Source organism: Achromobacter sp. SLBN-14 (assembly GCF_006715415.1).
Classification (GTDB): Bacteria; Pseudomonadota; Gammaproteobacteria; order Burkholderiales; family Burkholderiaceae_B; genus Achromobacter; species Achromobacter mucicolens.
Window position 1 is genome coordinate 5,784,578 of sequence record NZ_VFNE01000001.1, and the last position, 22,447, is coordinate 5,807,024.

A 22,447-nucleotide genomic window follows, 5' to 3' on the forward strand; every position below is an offset into this window, starting at 1 on the left:
GCCGGCGGGACCGGACTGGCCGGGACGCGATCAGACGCGCGGGGCCAGGTCCGCCGACAATTCCGCCGCCGCGCGCTGCAGCGCGGCCACCACGTCGGCCAGGCGTGCGCCGGACAGGCGCGAACGGATGGCCGCCACGCTCAGCGCCGCCACCACGTGCTGTTCGCGGTCAAGCACCGGCACCCCCACGCCCAGCATGTCCGGAATGATGCGGCCCGGGTTCAACGCGTAGCCGTTCCGGCGCGCGGCGGCGATGTCCTCGCGCAGCATGTCGGTCGATGGCAGGTCGGGCGCCGCGCTGGCGTCGTAGCGCGCCAGCACGCGTTCGATATCGTCATTGGGCAGGAACGCCAGCAAGGCCAGGCTGCCCGCGCCAACGCCCAACGGGCGGCGGTGGCCGACTTCCAGCGTCAGGATCTTGATGGGAAAGTCGCCCGTCTTGCGGTCCACACAGACCGCTTCGTGCCCGGAGCGCACCGACAGGAAGCTGGTGTCGCCCGTGGATTGCGCCAGCCTCAGCACGGCCGATTCGGCGATGGCCTTGATGCCGTGCCGGCTTTCGGCCGCCAGCCCCAGGATGTAGGACTCGCGGCCAAGGCTGTAGGTCTTCAGGCGCGGATTGAGCGACAGGAAGCCTTCCTGCAGCAGCGCCGTGAGCATGCGGTGCGCGGTGGGCGGCGTCAGGCCGACATCGCGCACCACGTCCGTCAGGCCCACGCCACGCGCCGGGGCCGCCCCGACGTACTTGAGGATGCGCAGCACGCGGAAAATGCTTTGCGCGCCGCCGACGGCGTCGCTCGCGCGGGGCGCCATCAATGCACCGTCGTCCCGTCCGGCGGCGTCTGGTTCAGCCCCAGCGCCGCTTCCCAACTGCGCAGCGGCACGCAGGTCTGCAGGCGCACGATGGCGCGCTGGATCAGGGCGGGATGCAGTTCGTGGCCGACGTGGGTGGCGATGTCGATGGTGGAATCGCCGTGCAGTTCGGCCAGGCGGGCCTGGGCTGCCTGGGCCTGCGACACGCTCATGACCGGATCGTCGGCGCCGTGCAGCAGATGGATGGTGGTGTACTGCGGGGCGCTTTTGGGCAGTTGCGCGTAGCGGCCCGAAAACGCAATCACGCGTCCGGCCATGCCGTCGTGGGCCTGCACCAGCTCCAGCGCCATGATGGCGCCCTGCGAAAAGCCGGCCAGCGCGGTGTCGGACTGCAGCAGGCCGAAACGGGCCTGCGCATCGTGCACGTAGGCTTCCAGGCGCGGCAGGGCCTGGGCCACGCGGTCGACGCGGTTGTCGTCGGTAACGCCGCGCACCGAGAACCACTGCCGGCCGGCGCCCCCGCCATCGAAAGGCTCGAAGCCTTCGGGGATCAGCACCGCCGCGCTCGGAAAGGCCGCGCGTACCGCCTGGGCCAGGGGCTCCAGGTTGGCGGGCGATCCGCCCACGCCGTGCAGCAGGATGAAGAGCTGGCGCACGTCGACGCCCGGATCGGGAAGGAATTCGATAGAACTGGAAGACGCCATGAAACTGCTCCGTGCTGGGCTGGGACCGTGGAATGCGCCCCGATTGCGGGATTGTAAAATGCGCCGCGCCTGGCCGTCCCGGCCACTTTTCGATACGTCCTGCCGGCGCAAAGCCCTGTACAATACTGTATATTTATCCAGGTATTGAACCCCGGGCGCTTTTGCCATGCAGTCCCCCGAACGTATCCATCCCGCGTTGTGGCGCGCCACGCAGTTGGCCAAAGGCGCCGCACGCACCCTGCCAACCGGGCATGCGGCGCTATCGGCCGAACTGCCGGATAACGGCTGGCCGCTGGGATCGCTCGTCGAACTGCTCACGCCCCATCCCGGCATCGGAGAAATCCGCCTGCTGCGTCCCGCGCTGGCCCAACTGGAAACCCGGCGGCCCATTGCCCTGGTGCAGCCTCCCCATGTTCCGCACATCGCCAGCTGGATGAGCTGGCGGCTGGATCCCCGGCAACTGCTGTGGGTGGCGCCGGAAAAACCGGTGGATGCGCTGTGGGCCAGCGAACAGATCCTGAAGAACGCCAGTTGTGGCGCGCTGATCTGCTGGCTGCCCCACGTGCGCCCGGAATCCCTGCGCCGTCTGCACCTGGCCGCCCAGGCCAGCGACCTGCTGTTCATCGCCGTGCGCCCGTCCCGCGCCGCCCAAAGCGCCACGCCCGCCGCCTTGCGGCTGGCGCTCGCGCCCGCGCCGGGCGGCCTGTCCGTACACATACTGAAGCGCCGGGGGCCTGTCTGCGACACCCCGCTGTACGTGGGCCTGGAGCCCGGCGCCCTTACCCCCTCTTCTCCCCGCCATGCGCCTCTGGATCGCCGCATACCTGCGCTGCCTGCCGCTGGACGCCATACGCCCGCACTGGCCGCATGAACAGCAGGCGTTCGCCGTTCTGGACCAGGAACGTGTGGCCGCCCTGACGCCCGCCGCCCGCCAGGCCGGCGTGACGCCCGGCATGCGCCGCGCGGGCGCGGCGGCCATCGCGCCCGGCGTGGAACTGCTGCCCCGCCAGGCGCAGGCCGAAGCCGACGTCTTGCAGGGCGCGGCGCTGGCCCTCTTGCAGTACACCCCCGAAATCGCGCTGGCCGACGGCGACACCGTGCTGCTGAATGTGGGCGCCAGCCTGATGTTCTTTCGCGGACCGCGGGCGCTGAGCCGGCGGGTGGCCGCCACGCTGCGCGCGCTGGATCTGCGGGTGTCGCTGGGCATGGCGCCCACGGCCACGGGCGCCTGGCTGCTGGCGCGGCGCGCCGGCCGGGGCGTGCCCCGCCGCACGCTCAAGCTGCCCACCCTGGCGCGGCGGCTCGATGCCCTGCCCCTGTCGTTGCTGCCTCAGGCGCAAGGCCGCCGCAACTGGCTGGACGACATCGGCTGCCACACGCTGGCGCACCTGCGCGCCCTGCCCCGCGCGGGCCTGCAGCGGCGCAGCGCGCCCGATCTGCTGCAAGCGCTGGACGCCGCCTACGGCCAGACGCCCGAACTCTACCGCTGGCTCGAACCGCCCAACCAGTTTTCGCGGCGGATCGAGCTCATGGACTATGTGGAACACACCGACGCCGTGCTGGCGGTGGCGGGACGCCTGGCCGAGCAGCTGGGCGGCTGGCTGACCGCCCGGCAACTGGCCGTGCGGCGCGTGGTGCTCAGCATGGATCACGAACGCGGCCGCCACGCCCGCCCGCCGACCGAACTGGAGGTCGCGCTGGCCCAGCCCATCTGGCAGGCCTCGCAGCTTCTGCATCTGCTGCGCGAAAAACTGAACCACTTCACGCTGGAGGCCCCCGTCATCGCGGTGGCGCTGCACGCGCCCGACACCGTCGAGCAACCCGCCGCCAGCACCACCCTGTTCCCCGAGCCGGGCGGCACCGCCGCCGACCACGCGCGGCTCCTGGACCTGCTGGTGGCGCGGCTGGGCCGCGACCGGGTGCGCCATGCCCGGCCCACCCCCGATCACCGTCCCGAAGCCGCCAACGCATGGACCGACGCGCTGGCCGCGCCCGAACGTCCCGCCCCCCTGCCCCCGCTGCTCGACCGGCCGTTCTGGCTGCTGGAAACCCCGCAGCCCCTGAAGCTGTCCGGCCATCGCCCCCACTACGGCGGCCAGGCGCTGCGGCTGATGCGCGGCCCCGAACGCATCGAAAGCGGGTGGTGGGACCCGGCCCTGACCGTGCGCGATTACTTCGTCGCCGAAGACGCGGCCGGCGCGCGCTACTGGATCTACCGCGAGCGCGACGCCGAGGACGCGCGCTGGTTCCTGCACGGCCTGTACGCCTGACATGCGCATGGACGACGACGCCCCCGATCCGCTGGACCCGGCTGAGACCCTGGCCCAGTTGCCCGGCTATGCCGAGCTGCAATGCCAGTCCAATTTTTCCTTCCTGCAAGGCGCCTCGCACCCCGAGGAACTGACCGCCCGCGCGGCCGAACTGGGCTATGCCGCGCTCGCCCTGACCGACGAATGCTCGCTGGCCGGCGTGGTGCGCGCCCATACCGAAGCCAAGACCCTCAGGCTGCCGCTCATCATCGGCGCCACGTTCCAGCTGCGCGCCGCGCCCGACGCCGCACCGCTGGGCCTGACCCTGCTGGCGCAGACCCGCGAGGGCTACGGCAACCTGTCCGAATTCATCACGCTGGGCCGCACCCGGGCGCCCAAGGGCGAATACCGGCTGGCGCCGCAAGACATTGCCGATCCGCCCGCCGGGTACGCGCACCTGCGCAACCTGCCGGAATGCCTGGCCATCCTGACGCCCGCCTACGGCACCGACGCCGACCGCATGGCCGACCAGGCGCGCTGGCTGGCACGCGTCTTTCCGGGGCGGGCGTGGGTGGGGCTGACCTTGCTGCACCAGTCGCGCGACGACCTGCACCGCGCCGCCGTCGAGCACGCCGCCCAGGCCTCGCAACTGCCGATCGTGGCGGTCGGCCAGGTGCAGATGCATGTCCGCTCGCGCAAGCCGCTGCACGACACGCTGACCGGCATCCGCACCCGCCAGCAGGTGTCGCAATGCGGCTACGCGCTGTCCGGCAACGCCGAACAACACCTGCGCAGCCGCATGCGGCTGGCCAGTCTGTACCCGCCCGACGCGCTGGCGCAGACCCTGGCCGTGGCGCGCCGCTGCACGTTTTCACTGGACGAACTGCATTACGAATACCCCGACGAGATCGTGCCGCCCGGCCACACGCCGGCCAGCTACCTGCGCCAGGAAGCGCTGGCCGGCGCCGCCCGGCGATTTCCGCGGGGCGTTCCCGACGGCATCACGGCGCAGATCGACAAGGAACTGGAACTCATCTCGGACCTCAACTACGAGGCCTATTTCCTGACCGTCTACGACATCGTGCAGTTCGCCCGCAACGCCGGCATCCTGTGCCAGGGCCGGGGCTCGGCTGCCAACTCCGCCGTGTGCTATTGCCTGGGCATCACCGCCGTGGACCCGCAGCGCGGCAACAACCTGTTCGAACGCTTCATCAGCAAGGAACGCAACGAACCGCCCGACATCGACGTCGACTTCGAACACCAGCGCCGCGAAGAAGTCATCCAGTACATCTACGACAAATACGGCCGTGAACGGGCGGCCCTGACCGCGGTGGTCATCTCGTACCGGCCGCGCAGCGTGCTGCGCGACACGGGGCGTGCGCTGGGCGTGGACCCGGGCGTCATCGACGCCGTGGCCCGCGCCCACCAGTGGTGGGACGGCAAGAAGGAAATGCTGCGCACGCTGGGCGCCTGCGGCCTGGACCCCGAATCCCAGGTGGCCCGCCAGTGGGCGTCGCTGGCGCAGACCATGATGGGTTTTCCACGCCATCTGTCGCAGCATCCGGGCGGCTTCGTCATTTCACGCGGCAAGCTCTCGCGCCTGGTGCCCATTGAAAACGCCGCCATGCAAGACCGCAGCGTCGTGCAATGGGACAAGGACGACCTGGATGCCCTGAAGCTGCTGAAGGTGGACGTGCTGGCGCTGGGCATGCTGTCGGCATTGCGCCGCACGCTGGAACTGGCCAGCCAGCGCCGCGGCCAGCCGCTGGCGTTGCAGGACATCCCGGAAGGCGACGCGCCCACCTACGACATGATCTGCGATGCCGACACCATCGGCGTCTTCCAGATCGAATCGCGCGCGCAGATGACCATGCTGCCGCGCCTGCGGCCGCGCGAATACTACGACCTGGTGGTGCAGGTGGCCATCGTGCGCCCGGGCCCGATCCAGGGCGGCATGGTCCATCCCTACCTGCGCCGCCGCCAGGGCAAGGAAGACGAAACCTACCCCAGCGAAAAAGTGCGCGGCGTGCTCAGCCGCACCATGGGTGTGCCCATCTTCCAGGAACAGGTCATGCAGATCGCCGTCGTGGCCGCCGGTTTCTCGCCGGGCGAAGCCGACCAGTTGCGCCGGTCGATGGCGGCCTGGCGGCGCAAGGGCGGCGTGGACAAGTTCCGCGTCAAGCTGGTGGGCGGGCTGCTGGCGCACGGCTACACGCTGGACTTCGCCGAAGCCTTGTTCCGTCAGGTGGAAGGGTTTGGCGAATACGGTTTCCCGGAAAGCCATGCGGCCAGTTTCGCGTTGCTGGCATATGCCAGTTCCTGGCTCAAGCGCCACGAACCCGAGGCCTTCCTGGCCGCCCTGCTCAATTCCCAGCCCATGGGGTTCTATGCGCCCGCGCAGCTGGTGCAGGACGCGCGCCGCCACGGCGTGTGCGTGCTGCCCGCAGACGTCACCGTGAGCGGCTGGGATTCCGTGCTGGAAATACTGCCCGGCGGCCATCCCGGCGCCCGGCGGCGGGCGCATCACCACGCGCCGCCCGCCGCCGAGCCCCGTCCCGCCGTGCGGCTGGGCCTCAGCCTGCTGCAGGGCATGCGCGAGGACACTGCCCGCCGCATTGAAGCCGCGCGGGCCGACGCCCCCTTTGCCAACACCGCCGACCTGGCTCGCCGCGCCGGGCTCAACCGCCACGACCTGAATGCGCTGGCCGCGGGCGACGCGCTGCGCACCCTGGCCGGCCACCGGCGCCAGGCCAGCTGGGAGGCCGCCGCCAGCGTGCAAAGCCGCGACCTGCTGCGCGACGCCGAGATCGTGGACGCCCAAGCCCCGCAACTGTCCGCCCCATCCGAAAGCCAGACCGTGGCCGCCGACTACCGCAGCGTGGGCCTGACGCTGCACAGCCATCCCGTGTCGCTGCTGCGCCCGCAACTGGCCGCCCGCAATTTCCAGCCCGCCTCGGTGCTGAACGGCTATCCCAACAAACGCGTCGCCCGCGCCTGCGGCATCGTCACCGTGCGCCAGCGCCCCCAGACCTCCAAGGGCGTCATCTTCGTGACCCTCGAAGACGAGACCGGCCCGGTCAACGTGGTGGTCCGCCCCGACCTCATCGAACGCCAGCGCCGCGAACTGCTGGGCGCCACCCTGCTGGGGGTCTTTGGCGCCTGGCAAAGCGTGGACGGCGTGCGCCACCTGATCGCGCAGCGGCTGGTGGATATGTCCGACCTGCTTGGCGGACTGGCGGCGCAAAGCCGCGATTTCCACTAAAGCTGCGCGGCCAGCCGCTTGCCGCTGTTGCCCGGTTGCACAGGGGCCGCCGCGCCTTGACCACAGCGCATCGCCGCTGGTCTATCATGGGTTTTTGTCCGCTCGTTGTAAGGAGTCCTACATGATCCGCAAGCTGATCCCCTTCCTGCTGGTTGCCAGCCTGGCTGCGTGCGCCAATACTGGCGGTTCGCGCACATCCAGCGCGCCGGCATCCAGCTCCTCGAGCGCGTCCTCTTCCTCGAGCACCGGCGCTGGCGCTTCCTACGGTTCATCCTCGTCCATGCCCGGCAGCACCAGCGGCAAAAGCTGCGACGCGGGCGCGCTGCAATCGCTTATCGGCCAGAAAGCCACGCCCTCCGTCATGGAAGACATGCGCACGCGCAGCGGCAGCGCCACCGCGCGCATGCTGCGCCCGGGCCAGGTGGTCACCATGGAATACAACAACACCCGCCTGAACCTCATCGTGGACGACAAGGACGTGATGACGGCAATCCGCTGCGGTTGACGGCGCCAGCCGGCCCGCGTCCGGCCGCCTCAGCGGCAGGACCGGGCGCCGCAACAAGACAAGCGCAAGGCCAGCGGCCCCACCGGTCGCTGGCCTTGCCAATCAATATCCGGCCAGGTCCCGATCGGCCAACCCGCCCTTTCCACTCGCGCTTTTCACCCGCCCTTTTCACCCACCCCGAGCGGCCGCGCCGCCGGCGGCACATGCGGCAGGAACGCGCCCGCCACCTCGAAGGCGCATTCCTCGCGCGCAATGTCGATCACCCGGGACACAACCGGGTTGACGATGTTCTTTTTGTGCACCGCGTAGTAATTGATGGTCGGCAGGTCCGGCTGCACATTCAGCTGGCACAGCGCCCCGCGCGCCACCAGCGGCGCAAAGTAGGCGCCCGGCAGATAGCTGATCCCCAATCCCAGCATCGTCAGCTGGGCCATCATGCCCAGACTGTTGCACGTCAGCACCCGCTTGACCGGCATTCCCTGCTCGGCGAACCACGCGTCATACAGATGCGATAGCGCCGAATTGGTGGGCTGCGAAATGACCGGGTACGGCGCCAGGTCCTGCGGCGTCAGCGCGGCGGCGAAATCGATGTCCAGCGCCGGGCTGGCCATCCATACATTGGTGACCGCGCCCAGGTGCGTGCAATCGTACTGGTAGCCCCAGAACGGACCCGGCATGATCGCCAGGTCCAGTTCGTCCTGCTCCAGCCGCTCGTAAAGCGTAATGCCGCCGTCGATCTCGGGCATCAGTTGCACGCGCGGGTAGCGCTGGCTGATCTGCTTGATCAGCCCGGCCAGCCAGGTCATGCCGACCAGTTCCGTCACGCCCAGCCGCACCACGCCTTCAAAGCTGGCCGGATCGGCCATGTTCTGGACGATCCGGCTGTTCAGCTCCAGCATCTGGCTCGCCAGCTCAAAGAGCTTGCGGCCCTGCGGGGTCATCAGAAGTTTCTTGGCCCGCCGCTCGAACAGGGGCGCTCCCGCAAAGGCCTCGAGTTCGCCCACCCGCTTGGCCACGGCCGATTGGGTGGTGTGCAGCTTGCGCGACGACGCGCTGAAGCTGCCCAGTTCGGAACTCCAATAAAAGGCCTCCAGCTGTTTGAGGGTGTACATCGCCGCGGTCGAAGAAAAGCGCATGGAAACCCCCAACATTACCACCGAGGCCGCTCGGCCCGGATCATCCCCGCGGATGCAGGATGTCCGCCAGGAAGCGCTGCGCGCGCGGATGGGCCGGCGCGCTGAAAAAGCGCTCGGGCGTGTCCATCTCCAGGATCTCGCCCGCGTCCATGAACACCACGCGGTCGCAGACGTCGCGCGCAAAGCCCATTTCATGCGTCACGCACACCATCGTCATGCCGTCCTTGGCCAGCCCCTTCATCACCTGCAGCACCTCGCCCACCATCTCCGGGTCGAGCGCGCTGGTCGGCTCATCGAACAGCATGACCGGCGGCTGCAGCGCCAGCGCGCGGGCAATCGCCACCCGCTGCTGCTGGCCGCCCGACAGCGATCCGGGATAGGCGTCGATCTTGTGCGCCAGCCCCACGCGGTCGAGCAGGCTGCGCGCCAGCTCCACGGCCTGCTTGCGCGGCTGCTTGCGGATGTTCACCGGCGCGAAGATCACGTTCTCCAGCACGCTCATGTGCGGAAACAGGTTGAACTGCTGAAACACGAAGCCGATCTTCTGGCGCAGGGCGTTCAGGTTGGCGCCCTTCTGGTAGATGTCCTGGCCATCGATCAGGATGCGGCCCTTCTCGATGGGCTCCAGCCGGTTGATCGTGCGGATCATGGTGGACTTGCCCGACCCGGACGGGCCGCAAATCACCACCACCTCACCGCGCGCCACCGACAGGTCCACGTCCTTGAGCACATGATGCTCGCCGTACCACTTGTTCACTTTTTCGAGATTGATCATGTTTTGTTCCTTTAAGCCATGGCCCGCGAGCGGCGGATGCGCAGGTCCAGCCAACTCAAGCCGCGGCTCAGGCTGAAGCACACCAAGAAGTAGATGATGGCCAGAATGCCGAACACCTGCAGCGGCTGCGTCAGCACGAGGTTGTTGACCTGGTTGGCGGCAAAAGTCAGTTCATTGACGCTGATGACATAGCCCAGCGACGTTTCCTTGATGGTGGACACGAACTGGCTGGTCATGCTGGGCAGCACGTTGAACAGCGCCTGCGGCAGCACCACCTTGCGCATCGTCGTCCAGTAGCCCACGCCTAGCGAGCGCGAGGCTTCGATCTGCCCGCGCGGCACCGCCTCGATGCCCGACCGGATCACCTCGGACAGGTAGGCGCTTTCATAGACCACCAGCGCAAAGATCAGCGTCCAGAAGCCGCTGACCACCTGCCCGGTGATCTTGGGCACGACGAAGTAAGCCCAGAAGATCAGCATGAGCAGCGGCATGCCGCGCACCACATTGACCAGCGCCTTGCTGGCAGTGCGCAGCCAGCCATAGGGACTGACACGCGCCAGCGCGATCAACAGCGCCAGCGGCAGGGACATCGCCAGGCCCAGCGCGGCCAGGATCAGGGTGAGCGCCAGTCCGCCCAGCGGGCCGTTGGGGTATTGGCCCACGAGCAGCGTGGGCCAGTATTGCATCAGCAGATCAAGCACCGTGGCCTCCGCGGTTCAGACGATAACGGGCGTAGATGCGCGATCCGAAAGCCATGATCAGGAACGATCCCAGCAGGTACATGATCGTCGCCGCGCCGAAGGTGGCGAAGGTGCGGTAGGTCTCGTTTTCGATTTCCCGCGCCTGGTAGGTCAGCTCCATCACCCCGATCGCCATGGCCACGCTGGTGTTCTTGAACAGCAGCAGCGCGCGCCCGACCAGCGGCGGAATGGAGATGCGCAGCGCCTGCGGCACGATCACGAAGCGCATGCATTGCAGATAGCTGGCGCCCAGCGCGCGGGCGGCCTCGAACTGCGTGCCCGGAATGGCGCGCAGGCCGCTGCGGATGTCTTCGGCGATATAGGCGGCCGACCCCAGCGCCAGCGCGATCGCCGCCAGCGACATTTCGGCGTTGTGCGCGTACAGCCACATGCGGAATCCTTCGGGCAGCAATTCGGGCATGCCGAAGTACCAGAACAGCACCTGCACCAGCAGGGGCACGTTGCGGTGGTATTCCACATAGGCGTCGACCAGCCAGCGGCACGGCGCCAGATTGGTGGCGCGCACCACCACCAGCGTCACCGCGATGGTGAACGCCATGACCCATGCAACCAGGAACAGCTGCACGGTGACCGCCATGCCGCTGAGCAGCAGCTGGTATTGGGAAGCGTCTAGAAAGCTCATAAACCTGTCAATCTCCTGCGATCGGGCGCGCGGCGCCAAGCATCACGGCTTCGCGCGCGCCGCCTTGCGGGACGCGCCGAAGCCGTGACGGGAGTGGCGCGAGGGAAACGCCCGGGTCCGTGCCTCAGCCGGCGATCGGGCCGATCTTGAAGCTGCGTTCCAGCTTGTACGGCGTCTCGGGGCCAAACCACTTGTTGAACAGCTTGGCCGCCGCGCCGGAGGCTTCGGCCTCGTCCAGCGCCTGGTTCACCGTTTCCAGGAAACGCGGTTCGGACTTGCGCACGCCCAGGCCCCAGGGCTCATCGAACACCGCCTTCGGGATGACGCTGACCGGCGCGGTCGGCGGGCTTTGCAGCACCAGGCGCACCAGCACCAGCTCGGAGGCGAACTGCGCGTCGACCTTCTTCTGTTGCAGGGCGAGGTACGTGGCCGAGCTGTCGCCGTAGCCGATCACCTGCGACTTGTCCAGAATGCGCTTGATCTCGCGCTCGGAGCTGGACCCCTTGGTCGCGCCGATGCGGCGGCCGTTCAGGGCCTCGATCGAATCCAGGCCCGAATCCTTGCGCACCATCAGCTTTTGCGGGCTGACGTAGTACGAGTGGCTGAAGGCGATCTGCTGGGCGCGGTCGGGCGAATAGCCCAGGTTGGCCGCCAGGATATCCACACGCCCTTCGTTCAGCTCGGGCACGCGCGCCGCCACCGACAGCAGCTTGTAGTTGACCTTGACGCCCAGCTTGTCGGCGACCAGCTTGCAAACGTCCACGTCATAGCCCACCAGTTGGCGCGTCGCGGCGTCCTGGAAGCTGAAGGGTTGCGACGTGCCCAACGTGCCGCAGACCAGCTCGCCGCGCGCCTTGATGTCGTCAAGCTGGTCGGCGTGGGCGATTCCGCCCGCGGCCAGCGTAGCCAGGCCCAGGCAGGCGGCAAAGAAAGTGTGACGCTTCATGGTTCATTCCCCTTGATTGGTTGTTTGGTGAACAGACTGAATAGGACGTTGAATCTCGGTCTAAGGTATCGAGTGCCGGGTATCAGGCCAGCTTGGCGCACGCCTCGCGGATCGCCGAGCAACCCTGCCGGATATCGTCCAGCGAGGCCGCGAACGACAGCCGGAACGTGCCCGGCGCGCCGTAGGCGTGACCGTCGATGACCGCCACGCCCGCTTCGCGCAGCAGGTAGTGCGTCAGGTCGGTATCGCTGGCGATCACGTCGCCGGCCGGCGTCTTCTTGCCCAAGAGCCCCGAGCAGTCCGGAAAGACGTAGAACGCGCCCTGCGGCACCACGATGTCCAGGCCCGGCGTGCCGGACAATTCGGCGATCGCCAGGTCGCGGCGCTCGCGAAACACCTTGGCAAACTCCACGACGCAGTCCTGCGGGCCCGTCAACGCTTGCAGCGCGGCCGCCTGGCTGACCGACGAGGCGCCCGACGTGCTTTGCGATTGCAGGATCGCCATTGCCTTGATGAGCTCATCGGGACCGGCGCCGTAGCCGATGCGCCAGCCCGTCATGGCGTAGGCCTTGGATACGCCGTTGACCACGAGGGTGCGTTCGGCCAGTTCCGGCGCCACCTGCAGCGGATGCACGGTGGGCTCGCCCGTGAAGTTCAGGCGCGCGTAGATGTCGTCGGTCATCAGCCAGACGTGCGGATGACGCGCAAGGACCTCGGTCAGGCCGCGCAGTTCTTCCGCGGTGTAGACCGATCCGGTCGGGTTGCTGGGCGCGTTCATCATCAGCCACTTGGTGCGCGGCGTGATGGCGCGTTCCAGGGCGTCGGGGGTGACCTTGTAGTCGCTTGCGGGCGACGTTTCCACCGTCACCGGCACGCCGCCGTTGACCAGGACCATGTCCGGATAGGACACCCAGAACGGCGCGGGAATCAGCACTTCGTCGCCATCGTTCAGCGTGGCGGCCAGGCCGTTGAAGATCACCTGTTTGGCGCCGGTGCTGACGATGACGCGCGAAGCCGGGTACGTCACGCCAGTCGCTTCCAGCAGGTGCGCGGCCGCGGCCTTGCGCAGGGCGAGCGTGCCCTGGGCCGGCGGATACTTGGTTTCGCCGCGGTTCATGGCGGCCGTCGCGGCCTGCCGGATGTGTTCGGGCGTCGAGAAATCGGGTTCGCCGATGGTCAGGTCGATGATGCGGCGGCCCTGTTCGCGCAGTTCGGCGATGATGGCGCGCGCGGCGACGCTGGGCGAAAGCTTGATGCGCTTGATGCGGTCGGCGACGATGCTCATTTGGCCGCTCCCATCTTTTCGGCCAGGGTCTTTTCCAGCCACGGCTTGGTGTACGTGCCGGCACGCAGCTTTTCCTTGGACACGGCTTCGTCGGCTTCCTTCTTGAGTGCCAGCGCCAGCACGGCGCCGGCATGCTCGGCCGGAATCACCACCACGCCATCGGCGTCGCCCACGACCACGTCGCCGGGGTTGACCACCTGGCCGCCCACCGACACGGGCACGTTGATCTCACCCGGACCGTCCTTGTAAGGCCCCTTGTGCGAAACATCACGCGCAAAGCAGCCGAATTCGCCCTGCGCGAATACGTCGGCATCGCGCACGGCGCCGTCGATCACGAATCCTTCGATCCCGCGCGACTGCGCGTCCATCATCATCAGTTCGCCCACCAGCGCGTTGCTGGTATCGCCCGCGCCGTCCACGACGATCACGTCGCCCGCCCCGCCCAGCGAAATCGCCTTGTGGATCATCAGGTTGTCGCCCGGACGAGTCTTGACGGTCAGCGCCACGCCGACCGTGCGGCGTGCGCCGTTATGCAGCGGACGCAGGCCCGACACGCCGTACAGACGATTCATGCAGTCGCTGATCTGGGCCGAGCCGATGGTGGCAAAGCCGGCCAGCACGTCGGCGGCGACGGCCGGCGCGGTACGGGAAAGAATGCGATATCCGATGGGATTCATAAGGAAAGTCAGTGTGAATGCAAGGAGCGTTGAAGCGAACCTGCATTACAAAGCCGCGCAAGCCTTTCCTCAAAACGATATAAATTCCCAGCGATCCACGAATATTTTTCGTGGATTACGCCGATTAAGGGTTATCCCTTATTCGTGCATCCGTGCTCAGTCGTCGCCGGCGCCCGACGCGCTGCGCGCCTCGGACAACGCCACCGTCAGGTGCATGACCTTCTTCTTGAGCTGGTCACGCTCGTCGGTCAGCTTGGCCAGCAACTGGCGCAGCCGAGCGATCTCGGCCGGCATGTCGGCGATGTTCTCGATGGGCTCCTCGGGCGGCGCCTCGCGGGGTGGCGGGGCCTTGGCCTGCCGCACTTCCCGGGCGGCCTGCTGCAATTCCTTGCGGCCGCCGGCAACCGCGGCAGCCTGCCGTTCCGCCGGCAGCGACGCGACGGCCGCCGCGGCGTTGATGGAGATGGCGCCTTCCTTGACCGCGCGCACCAATTCCGGCGCCGCGGACTTCTGGATCTTTTCGATCTGGCCCAGGGTGTTGCTGCTGATGCGGGCGGCGCGCGCCAGGGCCTGCCGGCTGGGCACGGCCGGCTTCCAGTCCGGATTGGCGTGGCCACGCATCGGCGCGGCAGCAGTCCCGGGCGCGTCTTCATCCCACGGCGGGGAGTCGTCGGGCGGCGATCCGTCGGGCGGCGATCCGTCGGAGCCAGCGCCTTCTGTCGCCCCCTCGCCAGACGCCGCGCCGGCCTCAGGCCCGGTGCGCGCCAGCAGGATCTCCTTCTTGCGCAGCGCCAGCACCCCCCGCTGGAAGTCCGACACGCTGCGCCGGCCCAGGTGGTTCTCGATCATCCACAGATGCACGTCCTCGATGGACTTGAAGTGCGGATGCTGGATGGTCTTGAAGGGAATGTCGTGCTTGACGCAGATGGCATAGCGGTTGTGGCCGTCGACCAGCAGATCGCCCCACAGCACGAGGGCGTCGCGGCACCCTTCGGCCAGCAGGCTGCGCTCCAGCGCGGCGTGTTCGTCCTCGGTCAGCGGGTCTATATAGGCGCGCAGGCCTTCGTCTACTCTGATTTCCATGGTGTCCAAATAAAGTCGGGCCGCGCGCTACGCCAGCCCCTGTCCGCGCAGCACGTCCTGGATCGCCGCCAGCCGCGAGACCGGATCGGTCAGCGCCAGCAGGGTCGCCTTGTCGTCCGGCGGCAAAGGCAAGAGTTCGCACCAGCGGTTCGCCACCCAGCCGCAGTCATCCAGCCGGAACGGCGGCGCAAGCGGCATACGTTCGGCGGGCACGCCGTCCCGCTGCCACTGCGCCACCAGCCGGCCCAGCGCATCGGCACTGGCCTGCATGGTTGCCGGCACGGGCGTGGGCGGATCGTCCGCGATGGGCTCGGCCTCGCCCATCCAAAGGCCGTATTTTGCCACCTCGCTGGACCGCAGCCGAAAGCGTTCCCCGCCGCGGCACCGGATTTCCAGCAAGGCCGGCATGGGCGCCTCCCAGCGTTCAACCCGGGCCATCGTGCCGACCGGCGACAGCGTCTCCTCGCCTTCCGGGGAACGGACCTCGCTACCGGCCAGCAGGCCCACGATGCCGAATTCGGTGTTCTCGGCGATGCTGCGGCGGATCATGTCCAGGTAGCGCACCTCGAAGATGCGCAGTTGCACCACGCCGTCGGGAAACAGCGCGTTGGACAATGGAAACAAGGGAATCAGCGACATGGCCGCCTCCTGTTCATGTCACGTGGAACGCTTCGTCCACCGGCACCTGCAGCGCCGTCGCCAGCGCGTTGGTCTGCGACGCCATCGCGATCACCGCCAGCAATTCCGCATGCTGGCCGTCGGTCATGCCCTTGGCGCGGGCCGAGGCCGTGTGGGAATGAACACAATACGAGCACCCATTGGCCGTGGACACCGCGATGTAGATCAGCTCGCGCACCAGCGGCGAGAGCTCGCCCTCGGTCATCATTACCGTCTTGAGCTGCTCCCAGACGCTGCGCATCCGCGGCGGATCGTTGGCCAGCGCCCGCCAGAAATTGTTGACGAAGTCCGATTTACGCGTGGCGCGGATGTCTTCCAACACCGCCCAGGCCTCGGGACTTCTACGGATCTCGTCATCGCTCAGCAGCCTTACCGTGCTCATTGCACCGCTCCATCGTGAAAAAATCGTGACGCCGCCGCCCTTTCGCGGCAGCCCTGTTCCGATCCGTCGGGGGCCGGGGCCGCCAATCAGGTATTGCGGCCATCGTAGGGAATGCGGGTCAGCGCATTCAAGTCCACATTTTCCAGGCAGCGCACGTTGACGGCCGCGGTCTCCTTGCCTTCGGCGCCCACGCCGAAACCGAATGGCGCGCAGCCGCAATTGGCGCAGAAATGGTGCGAAATCACGTGCTTGTTGAAGGTGTACGTGGATAGCGTCTGCGTCGAGGACGTGATGCGCAACGCGGCGCGCGGCACGAACCACAGCAGATAGCCCTTGCGGCTGCAGTGCGAGCAATTGCATTCCAGCACCTGGGACACATCGCCATCGACTTCATAGGCGATCTGTCCGCAGTGGCAGCTTCCTTGTTGCATGGATTGTCTCCCGGCCGTTATCGGATCAGACTCCCATCATAGGCCTGTGCCGCCCGCCTTGCCCATGCGGACCCGCCGCACTTCACCCCGCCCGGAGCCATCATGCCCCAGTTATCCGCCTATCTCAGTTTCGACGGCAATTGCGCCGAAGCCATGCGCTTTTACGAACGCGTGCTGGGAGGCCGCCTTGACGCGCTGGTCCGTTATGCCGATGCGCCCGCCGATGCCGTCATGCCCATTCTGTCCGACGAGGACGCCGGACGCGTCATGTACGCCCGCCTGACGCTGGATGAGCAGACCTTGCTGGGCAGCGACGCCACCGCCGGACACCCCTACCCCGGCAACCGGGGAGTGGCGCTGGCGCTCGTGTATCCCACCGTGTCGGACGCGCATCGGGTATTCGACCTTCTGGCCGAAGGCGGCAGCGTCACGATGCCGCTGCAAAAGACGTTCTGGGCAGAAGCCTACGGCGCGCTGGTCGACCGGTATGGCACGCGCTGGATGGTGAGCGGGGGCCGCATGACCCACTGATGGCCCGGACGGCTGTGCCCGGCGCCAGGTTCAACCGCCCGGCCGGTGCGCCGCCAGCACCTCGTGCAGCGACTGCGCCGCGCGCTGCAGCACCGGCACGGCGCGCAGCAGATCGTCCAGCATCACGCGCGCCGTGGGCGCATGGCAAGCCACCGCCGCGACCACGCGGTCTTCGCCGTCGCGCACCGGGACCGCCACCGCGCTCATGCCGCGCACGAATTCCTCGTTGTCGATGCCGATGCCGCGCACGGCCAGCCGCTCCAGCTCGGCCTCAAGCCGGGCCGGGTCGGTCAGCGTGCGCGGCGTGTTGCGCGTGAGCGGCAGGCGGGCCAGCACGCGGCTGCGCTCCAGACGGTTCATCGAGGCCAGGAACAGCTTGCCGCTTGCCGTGCAGTGCATGGGCACGTGGCTGCCCACCGCAAAAAAGAGCCGCAACGGCTCATTGGTCTCGACGCGCTCCATGTAGACGACGCGGTCGCCGTCGGGCGCGGTCAGGTTGCAGGTTTCGCCCAGCGTGCCCACCAGTTGGGTCAGCACGGCGCGGCACGCGCGGGTGAAGGCGCAGGCGCGCAGCGTGGCCAGCGCCAGCGAGGTGGCCTGCGGCCCCGGCACGAAACCGTTTTCGGTAGGCGTGGCGGCCACGAAGCCGGCGCGCTGCATGGCCGCCAAGAGGCGCATCAACGTGGTCTTGGGCATGTCGAGCCGCTGCGCAAGCTGCGCCAGCGTGGGCGGATGCTGCGCCCGCGCCAGATGATCCAGCACCAGCAACGCCCGCAACGAACGGGCGGCCTCCTGCTGTCCGCCCGCGTCATCGGACCGGCCATCGGCCGGCTCCTGCGATGCTGCACTGCGATTTTGAAACCGAAGCCGCATGTTCTGTTCCATTTCTCCGCCCCAGCGCGTGTTGTGCTTTGTTCTGTGCGCGCGCTTCCTAGAATCGCCTCAGATGCCGGCCTGGTCCGCATTGCGGAGCCTGCACCGGCCGGTCATGCCGAACAAATATAAGGGAGACCGCGCGGAAATGTCCGATACCGTCGATTACATCGTGGTGGGCGCCGGCTCGGCCGGATGCGTGATGGCCAACCGGTTGAGCGCGGACGGCGCGCATTCGGTCTGCCTGCTGGAGGCCGGTCCGAAGGACACCTATCCGTGGATCCATATTCCCATCGGCTACGGCAAGACGATGTTCCACAAGGTGGTGAACTGGGGCTACTACACCGACCCGGATCCCAACATGCTGGACCGGCGCATCTACTGGCCGCGCGGCCGCACGCTGGGCGGCTCCAGTTCCATCAATGGCCTGATCTACATCCGCGGCCAGCGCGACGACTACGACGCCTGGGCCGAAGCCGGCAACCCGGGCTGGGGCTGGGACGACTGCCTGCCCTGGTTCCGCAAGCTGGAAAACAACGATCTGGGCCCGGGCCCCACCCGCGGCACCGAGGGCCCGCTGAACGCCACGTCCATCAAGACGCCGCATCCGCTGGTGGAAGCGCTGATCGGCGCCGCCGGCAAGCTGGGGGTGCCGCGCGTCCGTGACTTCAATTCGGGCGACCAGGAAGGCGTGGGTTACTACCAGCTCACCACGCGCAACGGGCGACGATGCTCCACGGCCGTCGCCTACCTGCGGCCCGCGCAGGACCGCCCCAACCTGCGCATCGAAACCGATGCGCACGCGATGGCCGTGCTGTTCGAAGGCAGCCGCGCCTGCGGCGTGCGCTACCGCCGCGATGGCCAGATCCGAACGCTGCGCGCCCGGCGCGAGGTGGTGCTTTGCGCGGGCGCGCTGCAATCGCCGCAACTGCTTCAGCTGTCCGGCATCGGCCCGGCCAGCCTGCTGCGCGAGTTCGGCATCGGCATCGTGCGCGACCTGCCCGGCGTGGGCGAAAACCTGCAGGACCATCTGCAGATCCGCCTGATCTACCAGACCACGCGCCCGATCACCACCAACGACCAGTTGCGCACGCTGCACGGCCGCCTGCGCATGGGACTGCAATGGCTGCTGCTGCGCAGCGGTCCGCTGGCCGTGGGCATCAACCAGGGCGGCTTGTTCTGCCGGGTCGATCCGGCCAGCCGCACGCCCGACACCCAGTTCCATTTCGCCACGCTGTCGGCCGACATGGCGGGCGGCAAGGTGCATCCCTTCTCGGGTTGCACCTATTCGGTCTGCCAGCTGCGCCCCAGCTCGCGCGGCCGCGTGCGGCTGCGCAGCACGGACCCGTTCGAGGCGCCGTCCATGCTGCCGAATTACCTGTCGACGGAGCTGGACCGCCGCATGGCCGTGGCCGCTGTCCGGTACGCGCGCCGGGTCGCCGCGACCGAGCCGCTGGCCGGCCTGATGAAACGCGAATTCCGCCCCGGCCCGGACGTGCAGACAGACGACGAGATCCTGCACTTCTGCCGCGAGTACGGCGCCACCATCTTCCACCCTTCGGGCACCGCGAAGATGGGTCCGCGCAGCGACCCCATGGCCGTGGTCGACGAGCGCCTGCGCGTGCACGGCGTGTCGGCGCTGCGCGTGGTCGATTGCTCGATCATGCCCACGCTGGTCTCGGGCAACACCAACGCGCCGGTCGTGATGCTGGCCGAGCGCGCGGCGGATTTCATGCTGCAGGACGTGCGGCAGGCGCGCGCGCAGACCGTGCGCACGCCCGCGCGGATGGAGATGACGGACCCCGGTTAGGAAACGCATATCGCGGACAGACCCGGCCGCGGCAGCGCAGATTGTCCGGCCGACCCACCAAAGGAGACTGGACATGGCCAAGCAAAACGAAGCGGCGGTGCGCAAAGTCGTCACCGCCTCGCTGATCGGCGCCACCATCGAGTGGTACGACTTTTTCCTGTATGGCGTCGTCGCCGGCATCGTATTCAACAAGCTGTACTTTCCCACCGGCGATCCGCTGGTCTCGACCATGCTGGCCTACACGACGTTCGCCGTCGGCTTCGTGACCCGGCCGCTGGGCGGGCTGATCTTCGGTCACTTCGGTGATCGCATCGGCCGAAAGAGCATGCTGGTGATGACGCTGATGATCATGGGCATCGCCACCTTCCTGATCGGCCTGGTGCCCACGTACGAGATGATCGGCATCTGGGCGCCCATCCTGCTGCTGCTCTTGCGTGTGTTCCAGGGCATCGGGCTGGGCGGCGAATGGGGCGGCGCGGTGCTCATGGCCTATGAATATGCCCCGCCCGACAAGAAAGGCTTCTACGCGTCGCTGCCGCAGATCGGGCTGGCGATCGGACTTTGCCTGGCCTCGGGCACGGTGGCGCTGCTGTCCGTGCTGCTGACCGACGAGCAGTTCATGGCGTGGGGCTGGCGCGTCGCCTTCCTGGCGTCCGCCGCGATGGTGGCCGTGGGCATGTACATCCGGCTCAACATCAAGGAAACGCCGGAGTTCACGGCGGTCAAGGCCCAGAACGCCGAAAGCCGCATCCCGTTCATGGACATGATGCGCCGCTATCCGGGCAACGTCGTCAAGGGGATGGGCGCGCGCTATATCGACGGCGTGTTCTTTAACGTCTTTGGCGTGTTCTCGATCTCGTTCCTGACGCAATCGGTGCAGATTACCCGGACCGAGGCGCTGATCGGGGTGATGGCGGCGGCGCTGGTGATGTGCTTCTTCATCCCCTTCTTCGGCCGGCTGTCCGACCGCATCGGCCGCACGCGTGTGTACTTCTGGGGGTCGCTCATCACCGCCGCGGCGTCGTTCCCCGGCTTCTGGATGATGATCAACAGCGGCGGCAACGTGATGCTGATCTGGCTGGCCATCATCATTCCGTTCGGGATCCTGTACGCCGCCGTGTACGGTCCGGAGGCCGCACTGTTCTGCGAACTTTTCGATGCCAAGGTGCGCTACACCGGCATCTCGTTCGTCTACCAGTTCTCGGGCATCTTCGCGTCCGGTATCACGCCGATCATCGCCACCGCACTGCTCAAGACGGGCGGCGGGCAGCCGTGGCTGATCTGCCTGTACGTGATGTTTGCGGGGGTCGTGTCGGCCTTCTGCGCGTGGCTGATCGGGCGCGGCAGGCAGCCGGTGGAAGTGGCCGACGCAAGCCAGCCGTCCATGCAGCGGGCCGGGCTGCGCAAGGCGTAGGCGGCGGGCGGCCCGTGCGCAGCGGATCCGCACGGGTCACAACCGGGGGTCCGTACGGCGCCCCCCCGCCGCTCAGTCCCGTGCCGCCTGCGGCGGCTGCTGGGCCGGCCACCCGCCGCCCAGCGCCTTGAACAAGGTCGCCAGCGCCGCCTGGCGCTGCGCGCTAACGTCGATGTAAGCGATCTGGTCCGTGTAGGCGCTGCGCTGCGCATCCAGATAGCGCAGATGGCTGTCCACGCCGCCGCGGTAGCGCGCCTCGGACAGCTGCAGGGCCACCTGGCTGGACTGCGCCAGCGCAAGCCGGGACGCCTCTTCACGCCGCAGCGTCTCGGTGGCCACCAGCGCGTCCGACACCTCGCGGAACGCCGTCTGGATCGTGCGCTCGTACTGGGCCACGGCGATGTCCTTGCGCACGGTGGCCAGATCCAGGTTGGCCACGTTGCGCCCGCCGGCAAAGATCGGCAGCGTGATCTGCGGGGTGAACGACCAGGCGCGCTGGCCGGCTTCGAACAGGCCCGACAGGTCCGCGCTGGAACTGCCGAACAGGCCGGTCAGCGAAATGCTGGGAAAGAACGCGGCCCGCGCCGCGCCGATGCTGGCGTTGCGCGCCTGCAGCGCATGTTCGGCGGCCAGGATGTCCGGCCGGTTTTCCAGCAGCGCGGATGGCGCGCCCGCCGCGATCTCCTGCACCAGCATCGGGGCATCGGCCGTGCGCGCCGGCAGATACGGCGACAGGTCGCTGATGCCCACCAGCAGGCCGAGCGCGTTGCCGGCCTGGCGGACCTCGCGATCCGTGCGCTCGAGCTCGGCGCGTGACTGCTCGGTCAGGCCCAGCGCTTCCTGATAGTCGAGCGCGGTGGCCGCGCCCACCTGCCGGCGCTTGGCGGTCAGCGCCAGCGACGCCTCGCGGCTGGCCAACGTCTGGCGCGTCACATCCAGGCGCCGCTGCGCGCTATCGCGCGCCACATACGCCTGGATCACCTCGGCCACCAGGCTGATCTGCGCGCTGCGCGCGGTCGCCTCGGTCGCCAGGTACTCCTGCAAGGCGGCATCCGACAGGCTGCGCACGCGGCCGAACAGGTCCAGTTCGAAGGCGGTCAAGCCCAGGCCGGCCTGATAGCTGCTTTGGACCGACGAGGCGCCCGTGCTGCTCAGGTCTGCCGGCACACGCTGGCGCGTGCCCGTGCCCTGCGCGTCGATGCCGGGCAGCCGGTCCGCGCGGGTGATCTGGTACTGCGCCCGGGCCGCCTCGATGTCGAGCAGCGTCTGGCGCAGGTCGCGGTTGTTGGCCAGCGCCAATTCCACCAGCTTGCGCAAGGCGTCGTCGGTGATGAAGGACTGCCAGTCCAGCGTCGCCGCCGCCGACTCGCCGGGGCCGGACGCCGCCAGGCTCCAGTGGTCGCCCACGGGAGACGCCGGACGTTCATAGACAGGCGCGAGCGAGCAACCCGCCAGCGCCGCCGTCAGCAGCAAGGCGGACAGCCGCAAGGGAAACAAGGTCTGCATCATG

General features: G+C 68.1%; 22 protein-coding genes. 7 read left to right on the forward strand and 15 right to left on the reverse strand.

What is annotated here, in order from left to right; genetic code table 11:
* Positions 1–30 precede the first annotated feature (30 nt).
* Together FBY20_RS26535 and ypfH are read right to left on the reverse strand one after the other, a co-directional pair.
* On the reverse strand, positions 31–813 hold the full coding sequence (locus FBY20_RS26535; RefSeq protein ID WP_056317168.1) for an IclR family transcriptional regulator: 783 nt from the start codon (positions 811–813) through the stop codon (positions 31–33).
* Positions 813–1,517 carry an esterase gene (gene ypfH, locus FBY20_RS26540; protein ID WP_062841523.1) on the reverse strand — a complete coding sequence of 235 codons (705 nt, stop codon included), beginning with the start codon at positions 1,515–1,517 and terminating at the stop codon, positions 813–815. The genes FBY20_RS26535 and ypfH overlap by 1 nt, the downstream gene beginning before the upstream one ends.
* Positions 1,518–1,683: 166 nt before the next feature.
* Here ypfH and imuA point away from each other — a divergent pair, with 166 nt between their 5' ends.
* From imuA to FBY20_RS26560, 4 genes are all read left to right on the forward strand, one after another.
* Positions 1,684–2,388, forward strand: coding sequence for a translesion DNA synthesis-associated protein ImuA (gene imuA / locus FBY20_RS26545; RefSeq protein WP_056317163.1), 705 nt, complete (start codon positions 1,684–1,686; stop codon positions 2,386–2,388).
* Complete coding sequence (locus tag FBY20_RS26550) at positions 2,318–3,787, forward strand: DNA polymerase Y family protein (protein ID WP_142055519.1); 1,470 nt, start codon at positions 2,318–2,320, stop codon at positions 3,785–3,787. Before imuA ends, FBY20_RS26550 begins: the two co-directional genes overlap by 71 nt.
* 1 nt (position 3,788) lies before the next feature.
* Positions 3,789–7,028 carry an error-prone DNA polymerase gene (locus tag FBY20_RS26555; protein ID WP_174245454.1) on the forward strand — a complete coding sequence of 1,080 codons (3,240 nt, stop codon included), beginning with the start codon at positions 3,789–3,791 and terminating at the stop codon, positions 7,026–7,028.
* A 121-nt stretch (positions 7,029–7,149) separates the two neighbouring features.
* Positions 7,150–7,533 (forward strand): I78 family peptidase inhibitor, encoded by a 384-nt coding sequence (locus tag FBY20_RS26560; RefSeq protein WP_056317153.1) that lies wholly within the window; start codon positions 7,150–7,152, stop codon positions 7,531–7,533.
* Positions 7,534–7,688: 155 nt separating this feature from the next.
* Here FBY20_RS26560 and FBY20_RS26565 read toward each other — a convergent pair whose 3' ends face one another.
* The 11 genes from FBY20_RS26565 to FBY20_RS26615 all read right to left on the reverse strand — a co-directional run bounded on the left by FBY20_RS26565 (position 7,689) and on the right by FBY20_RS26615 (position 16,309).
* A complete protein-coding gene (locus tag FBY20_RS26565) occupies positions 7,689–8,684 on the reverse strand; it encodes a LysR family transcriptional regulator (protein WP_142055523.1) in 996 nt (331 codons plus the stop codon).
* Positions 8,685–8,709: 25 nt separating this feature from the next.
* Positions 8,710–9,444 carry an amino acid ABC transporter ATP-binding protein gene (locus FBY20_RS26570; protein WP_142055525.1) on the reverse strand — a complete coding sequence of 245 codons (735 nt, stop codon included), beginning with the start codon at positions 9,442–9,444 and terminating at the stop codon, positions 8,710–8,712.
* 11 nt (positions 9,445–9,455) lie between these two features.
* On the reverse strand, positions 9,456–10,145 hold the full coding sequence (locus tag FBY20_RS26575) for an amino acid ABC transporter permease (RefSeq protein ID WP_056317143.1): 690 nt from the start codon (positions 10,143–10,145) through the stop codon (positions 9,456–9,458).
* Complete coding sequence (locus FBY20_RS26580) at positions 10,138–10,827, reverse strand: amino acid ABC transporter permease (protein WP_056317142.1); 690 nt, start codon at positions 10,825–10,827, stop codon at positions 10,138–10,140. The genes FBY20_RS26575 and FBY20_RS26580 overlap by 8 nt, the downstream gene beginning before the upstream one ends.
* 124 nt (positions 10,828–10,951) lie before the next feature.
* The gene (locus tag FBY20_RS26585; protein ID WP_056317141.1) at positions 10,952–11,773 is read right to left on the reverse strand and encodes an ABC transporter substrate-binding protein; all 822 of its coding nucleotides are present in this window, start codon (positions 11,771–11,773) and stop codon (positions 10,952–10,954) included.
* Between the two features lie 82 nt (positions 11,774–11,855).
* On the reverse strand, positions 11,856–13,058 hold the full coding sequence (locus FBY20_RS26590) for an aminotransferase class I/II-fold pyridoxal phosphate-dependent enzyme (RefSeq protein ID WP_056317138.1): 1,203 nt from the start codon (positions 13,056–13,058) through the stop codon (positions 11,856–11,858).
* On the reverse strand, positions 13,055–13,735 hold the full coding sequence (locus FBY20_RS26595) for an RraA family protein (protein ID WP_142055527.1): 681 nt from the start codon (positions 13,733–13,735) through the stop codon (positions 13,055–13,057). The genes FBY20_RS26590 and FBY20_RS26595 overlap by 4 nt, the downstream gene beginning before the upstream one ends.
* A 156-nt stretch (positions 13,736–13,891) precedes the next feature.
* Positions 13,892–14,818: a hypothetical protein gene (locus tag FBY20_RS26600; RefSeq protein ID WP_142055529.1), complete on the reverse strand. Its 927-nt coding sequence runs from the start codon at positions 14,816–14,818 to the stop codon at positions 13,892–13,894.
* Positions 14,819–14,845: 27 nt separating this feature from the next.
* A complete protein-coding gene (locus tag FBY20_RS26605) occupies positions 14,846–15,457 on the reverse strand; it encodes an LON peptidase substrate-binding domain-containing protein (protein ID WP_142055531.1) in 612 nt (203 codons plus the stop codon).
* Between the two features lie 13 nt (positions 15,458–15,470).
* Positions 15,471–15,878, reverse strand: a complete 408-nt coding sequence (locus FBY20_RS26610) for a carboxymuconolactone decarboxylase family protein (protein WP_142055533.1) — start codon at positions 15,876–15,878, stop codon at positions 15,471–15,473.
* Positions 15,879–15,964: 86 nt separating this feature from the next.
* A complete protein-coding gene (locus tag FBY20_RS26615) occupies positions 15,965–16,309 on the reverse strand; it encodes a GFA family protein (RefSeq protein ID WP_056317126.1) in 345 nt (114 codons plus the stop codon).
* Between the two features lie 102 nt (positions 16,310–16,411).
* On the opposite strand from FBY20_RS26615, the gene FBY20_RS26620 reads away from it, so the two are divergent.
* Entirely contained in the window at positions 16,412–16,840 is a 429-nt protein-coding gene (locus FBY20_RS26620) for a VOC family protein (protein WP_056317125.1), read from the forward strand.
* A 30-nt stretch (positions 16,841–16,870) separates the two neighbouring features.
* On the opposite strand, the gene FBY20_RS26625 is transcribed toward FBY20_RS26620, so the two are convergent.
* Positions 16,871–17,725: an IclR family transcriptional regulator gene (locus tag FBY20_RS26625; protein ID WP_056317121.1), complete on the reverse strand. Its 855-nt coding sequence runs from the start codon at positions 17,723–17,725 to the stop codon at positions 16,871–16,873.
* 136 nt (positions 17,726–17,861) lie between these two features.
* Between FBY20_RS26625 and FBY20_RS26630 the strand changes: the two genes are divergently transcribed.
* On the forward strand, positions 17,862–19,523 hold the full coding sequence (locus FBY20_RS26630) for a GMC family oxidoreductase (RefSeq protein ID WP_142055535.1): 1,662 nt from the start codon (positions 17,862–17,864) through the stop codon (positions 19,521–19,523).
* Between the two features lie 73 nt (positions 19,524–19,596).
* The gene (locus FBY20_RS26635) at positions 19,597–20,937 is read left to right on the forward strand and encodes an MFS transporter (RefSeq protein ID WP_142055537.1); all 1,341 of its coding nucleotides are present in this window, start codon (positions 19,597–19,599) and stop codon (positions 20,935–20,937) included.
* A gap of 72 nt (positions 20,938–21,009) precedes the next feature.
* Here the strand turns inward: FBY20_RS26635 and FBY20_RS26640 are convergent, their stop codons facing one another.
* Entirely contained in the window at positions 21,010–22,446 is a 1,437-nt protein-coding gene (locus FBY20_RS26640) for an efflux transporter outer membrane subunit (protein ID WP_142055539.1), read from the reverse strand.
* Position 22,447: the final 1 nt, after the last annotated feature.

What these genes read in the sequence shown, in the direction of transcription:
- FBY20_RS26605 (WP_142055531.1), bottom strand. Translation starts at nt 15,457, where the DNA reads ATGTCGCTGATTCCCTTGTTTCCATTGTCCAACGCGCTGTTTCCCGAC.
- FBY20_RS26630 (WP_142055535.1), top strand. Translation starts at nt 17,862, where the DNA reads ATGTCCGATACCGTCGATTACATCGTGGTGGGCGCCGGCTCGGCCGGA.
- FBY20_RS26535 (WP_056317168.1), bottom strand. Translation starts at nt 813, where the DNA reads ATGGCGCCCCGCGCGAGCGACGCCGTCGGCGGCGCGCAAAGCATTTTC.
- FBY20_RS26570 (WP_142055525.1), bottom strand. Translation starts at nt 9,444, where the DNA reads ATGATCAATCTCGAAAAAGTGAACAAGTGGTACGGCGAGCATCATGTG.
- FBY20_RS26635 (WP_142055537.1), top strand. Translation starts at nt 19,597, where the DNA reads ATGGCCAAGCAAAACGAAGCGGCGGTGCGCAAAGTCGTCACCGCCTCG.
- imuA (WP_056317163.1), top strand. Translation starts at nt 1,684, where the DNA reads ATGCAGTCCCCCGAACGTATCCATCCCGCGTTGTGGCGCGCCACGCAG.
- FBY20_RS26615 (WP_056317126.1), bottom strand. Translation starts at nt 16,309, where the DNA reads ATGCAACAAGGAAGCTGCCACTGCGGACAGATCGCCTATGAAGTCGAT.
- FBY20_RS26620 (WP_056317125.1), top strand. Translation starts at nt 16,412, where the DNA reads ATGCCCCAGTTATCCGCCTATCTCAGTTTCGACGGCAATTGCGCCGAA.
- FBY20_RS26580 (WP_056317142.1), bottom strand. Translation starts at nt 10,827, where the DNA reads ATGAGCTTTCTAGACGCTTCCCAATACCAGCTGCTGCTCAGCGGCATG.
- FBY20_RS26550 (WP_142055519.1), top strand. Translation starts at nt 2,318, where the DNA reads ATGCGCCTCTGGATCGCCGCATACCTGCGCTGCCTGCCGCTGGACGCC.
- FBY20_RS26625 (WP_056317121.1), bottom strand. Translation starts at nt 17,725, where the DNA reads ATGGAACAGAACATGCGGCTTCGGTTTCAAAATCGCAGTGCAGCATCG.
- FBY20_RS26610 (WP_142055533.1), bottom strand. Translation starts at nt 15,878, where the DNA reads ATGAGCACGGTAAGGCTGCTGAGCGATGACGAGATCCGTAGAAGTCCC.
- FBY20_RS26565 (WP_142055523.1), bottom strand. Translation starts at nt 8,684, where the DNA reads ATGTTGGGGGTTTCCATGCGCTTTTCTTCGACCGCGGCGATGTACACC.
- FBY20_RS26560 (WP_056317153.1), top strand. Translation starts at nt 7,150, where the DNA reads ATGATCCGCAAGCTGATCCCCTTCCTGCTGGTTGCCAGCCTGGCTGCG.
- FBY20_RS26595 (WP_142055527.1), bottom strand. Translation starts at nt 13,735, where the DNA reads ATGAATCCCATCGGATATCGCATTCTTTCCCGTACCGCGCCGGCCGTC.
- FBY20_RS26590 (WP_056317138.1), bottom strand. Translation starts at nt 13,058, where the DNA reads ATGAGCATCGTCGCCGACCGCATCAAGCGCATCAAGCTTTCGCCCAGC.
- FBY20_RS26600 (WP_142055529.1), bottom strand. Translation starts at nt 14,818, where the DNA reads ATGGAAATCAGAGTAGACGAAGGCCTGCGCGCCTATATAGACCCGCTG.
- FBY20_RS26555 (WP_174245454.1), top strand. Translation starts at nt 3,789, where the DNA reads ATGCGCATGGACGACGACGCCCCCGATCCGCTGGACCCGGCTGAGACC.
- FBY20_RS26585 (WP_056317141.1), bottom strand. Translation starts at nt 11,773, where the DNA reads ATGAAGCGTCACACTTTCTTTGCCGCCTGCCTGGGCCTGGCTACGCTG.
- FBY20_RS26640 (WP_142055539.1), bottom strand. Translation starts at nt 22,446, where the DNA reads ATGATGCAGACCTTGTTTCCCTTGCGGCTGTCCGCCTTGCTGCTGACG.
- ypfH (WP_062841523.1), bottom strand. Translation starts at nt 1,517, where the DNA reads ATGGCGTCTTCCAGTTCTATCGAATTCCTTCCCGATCCGGGCGTCGAC.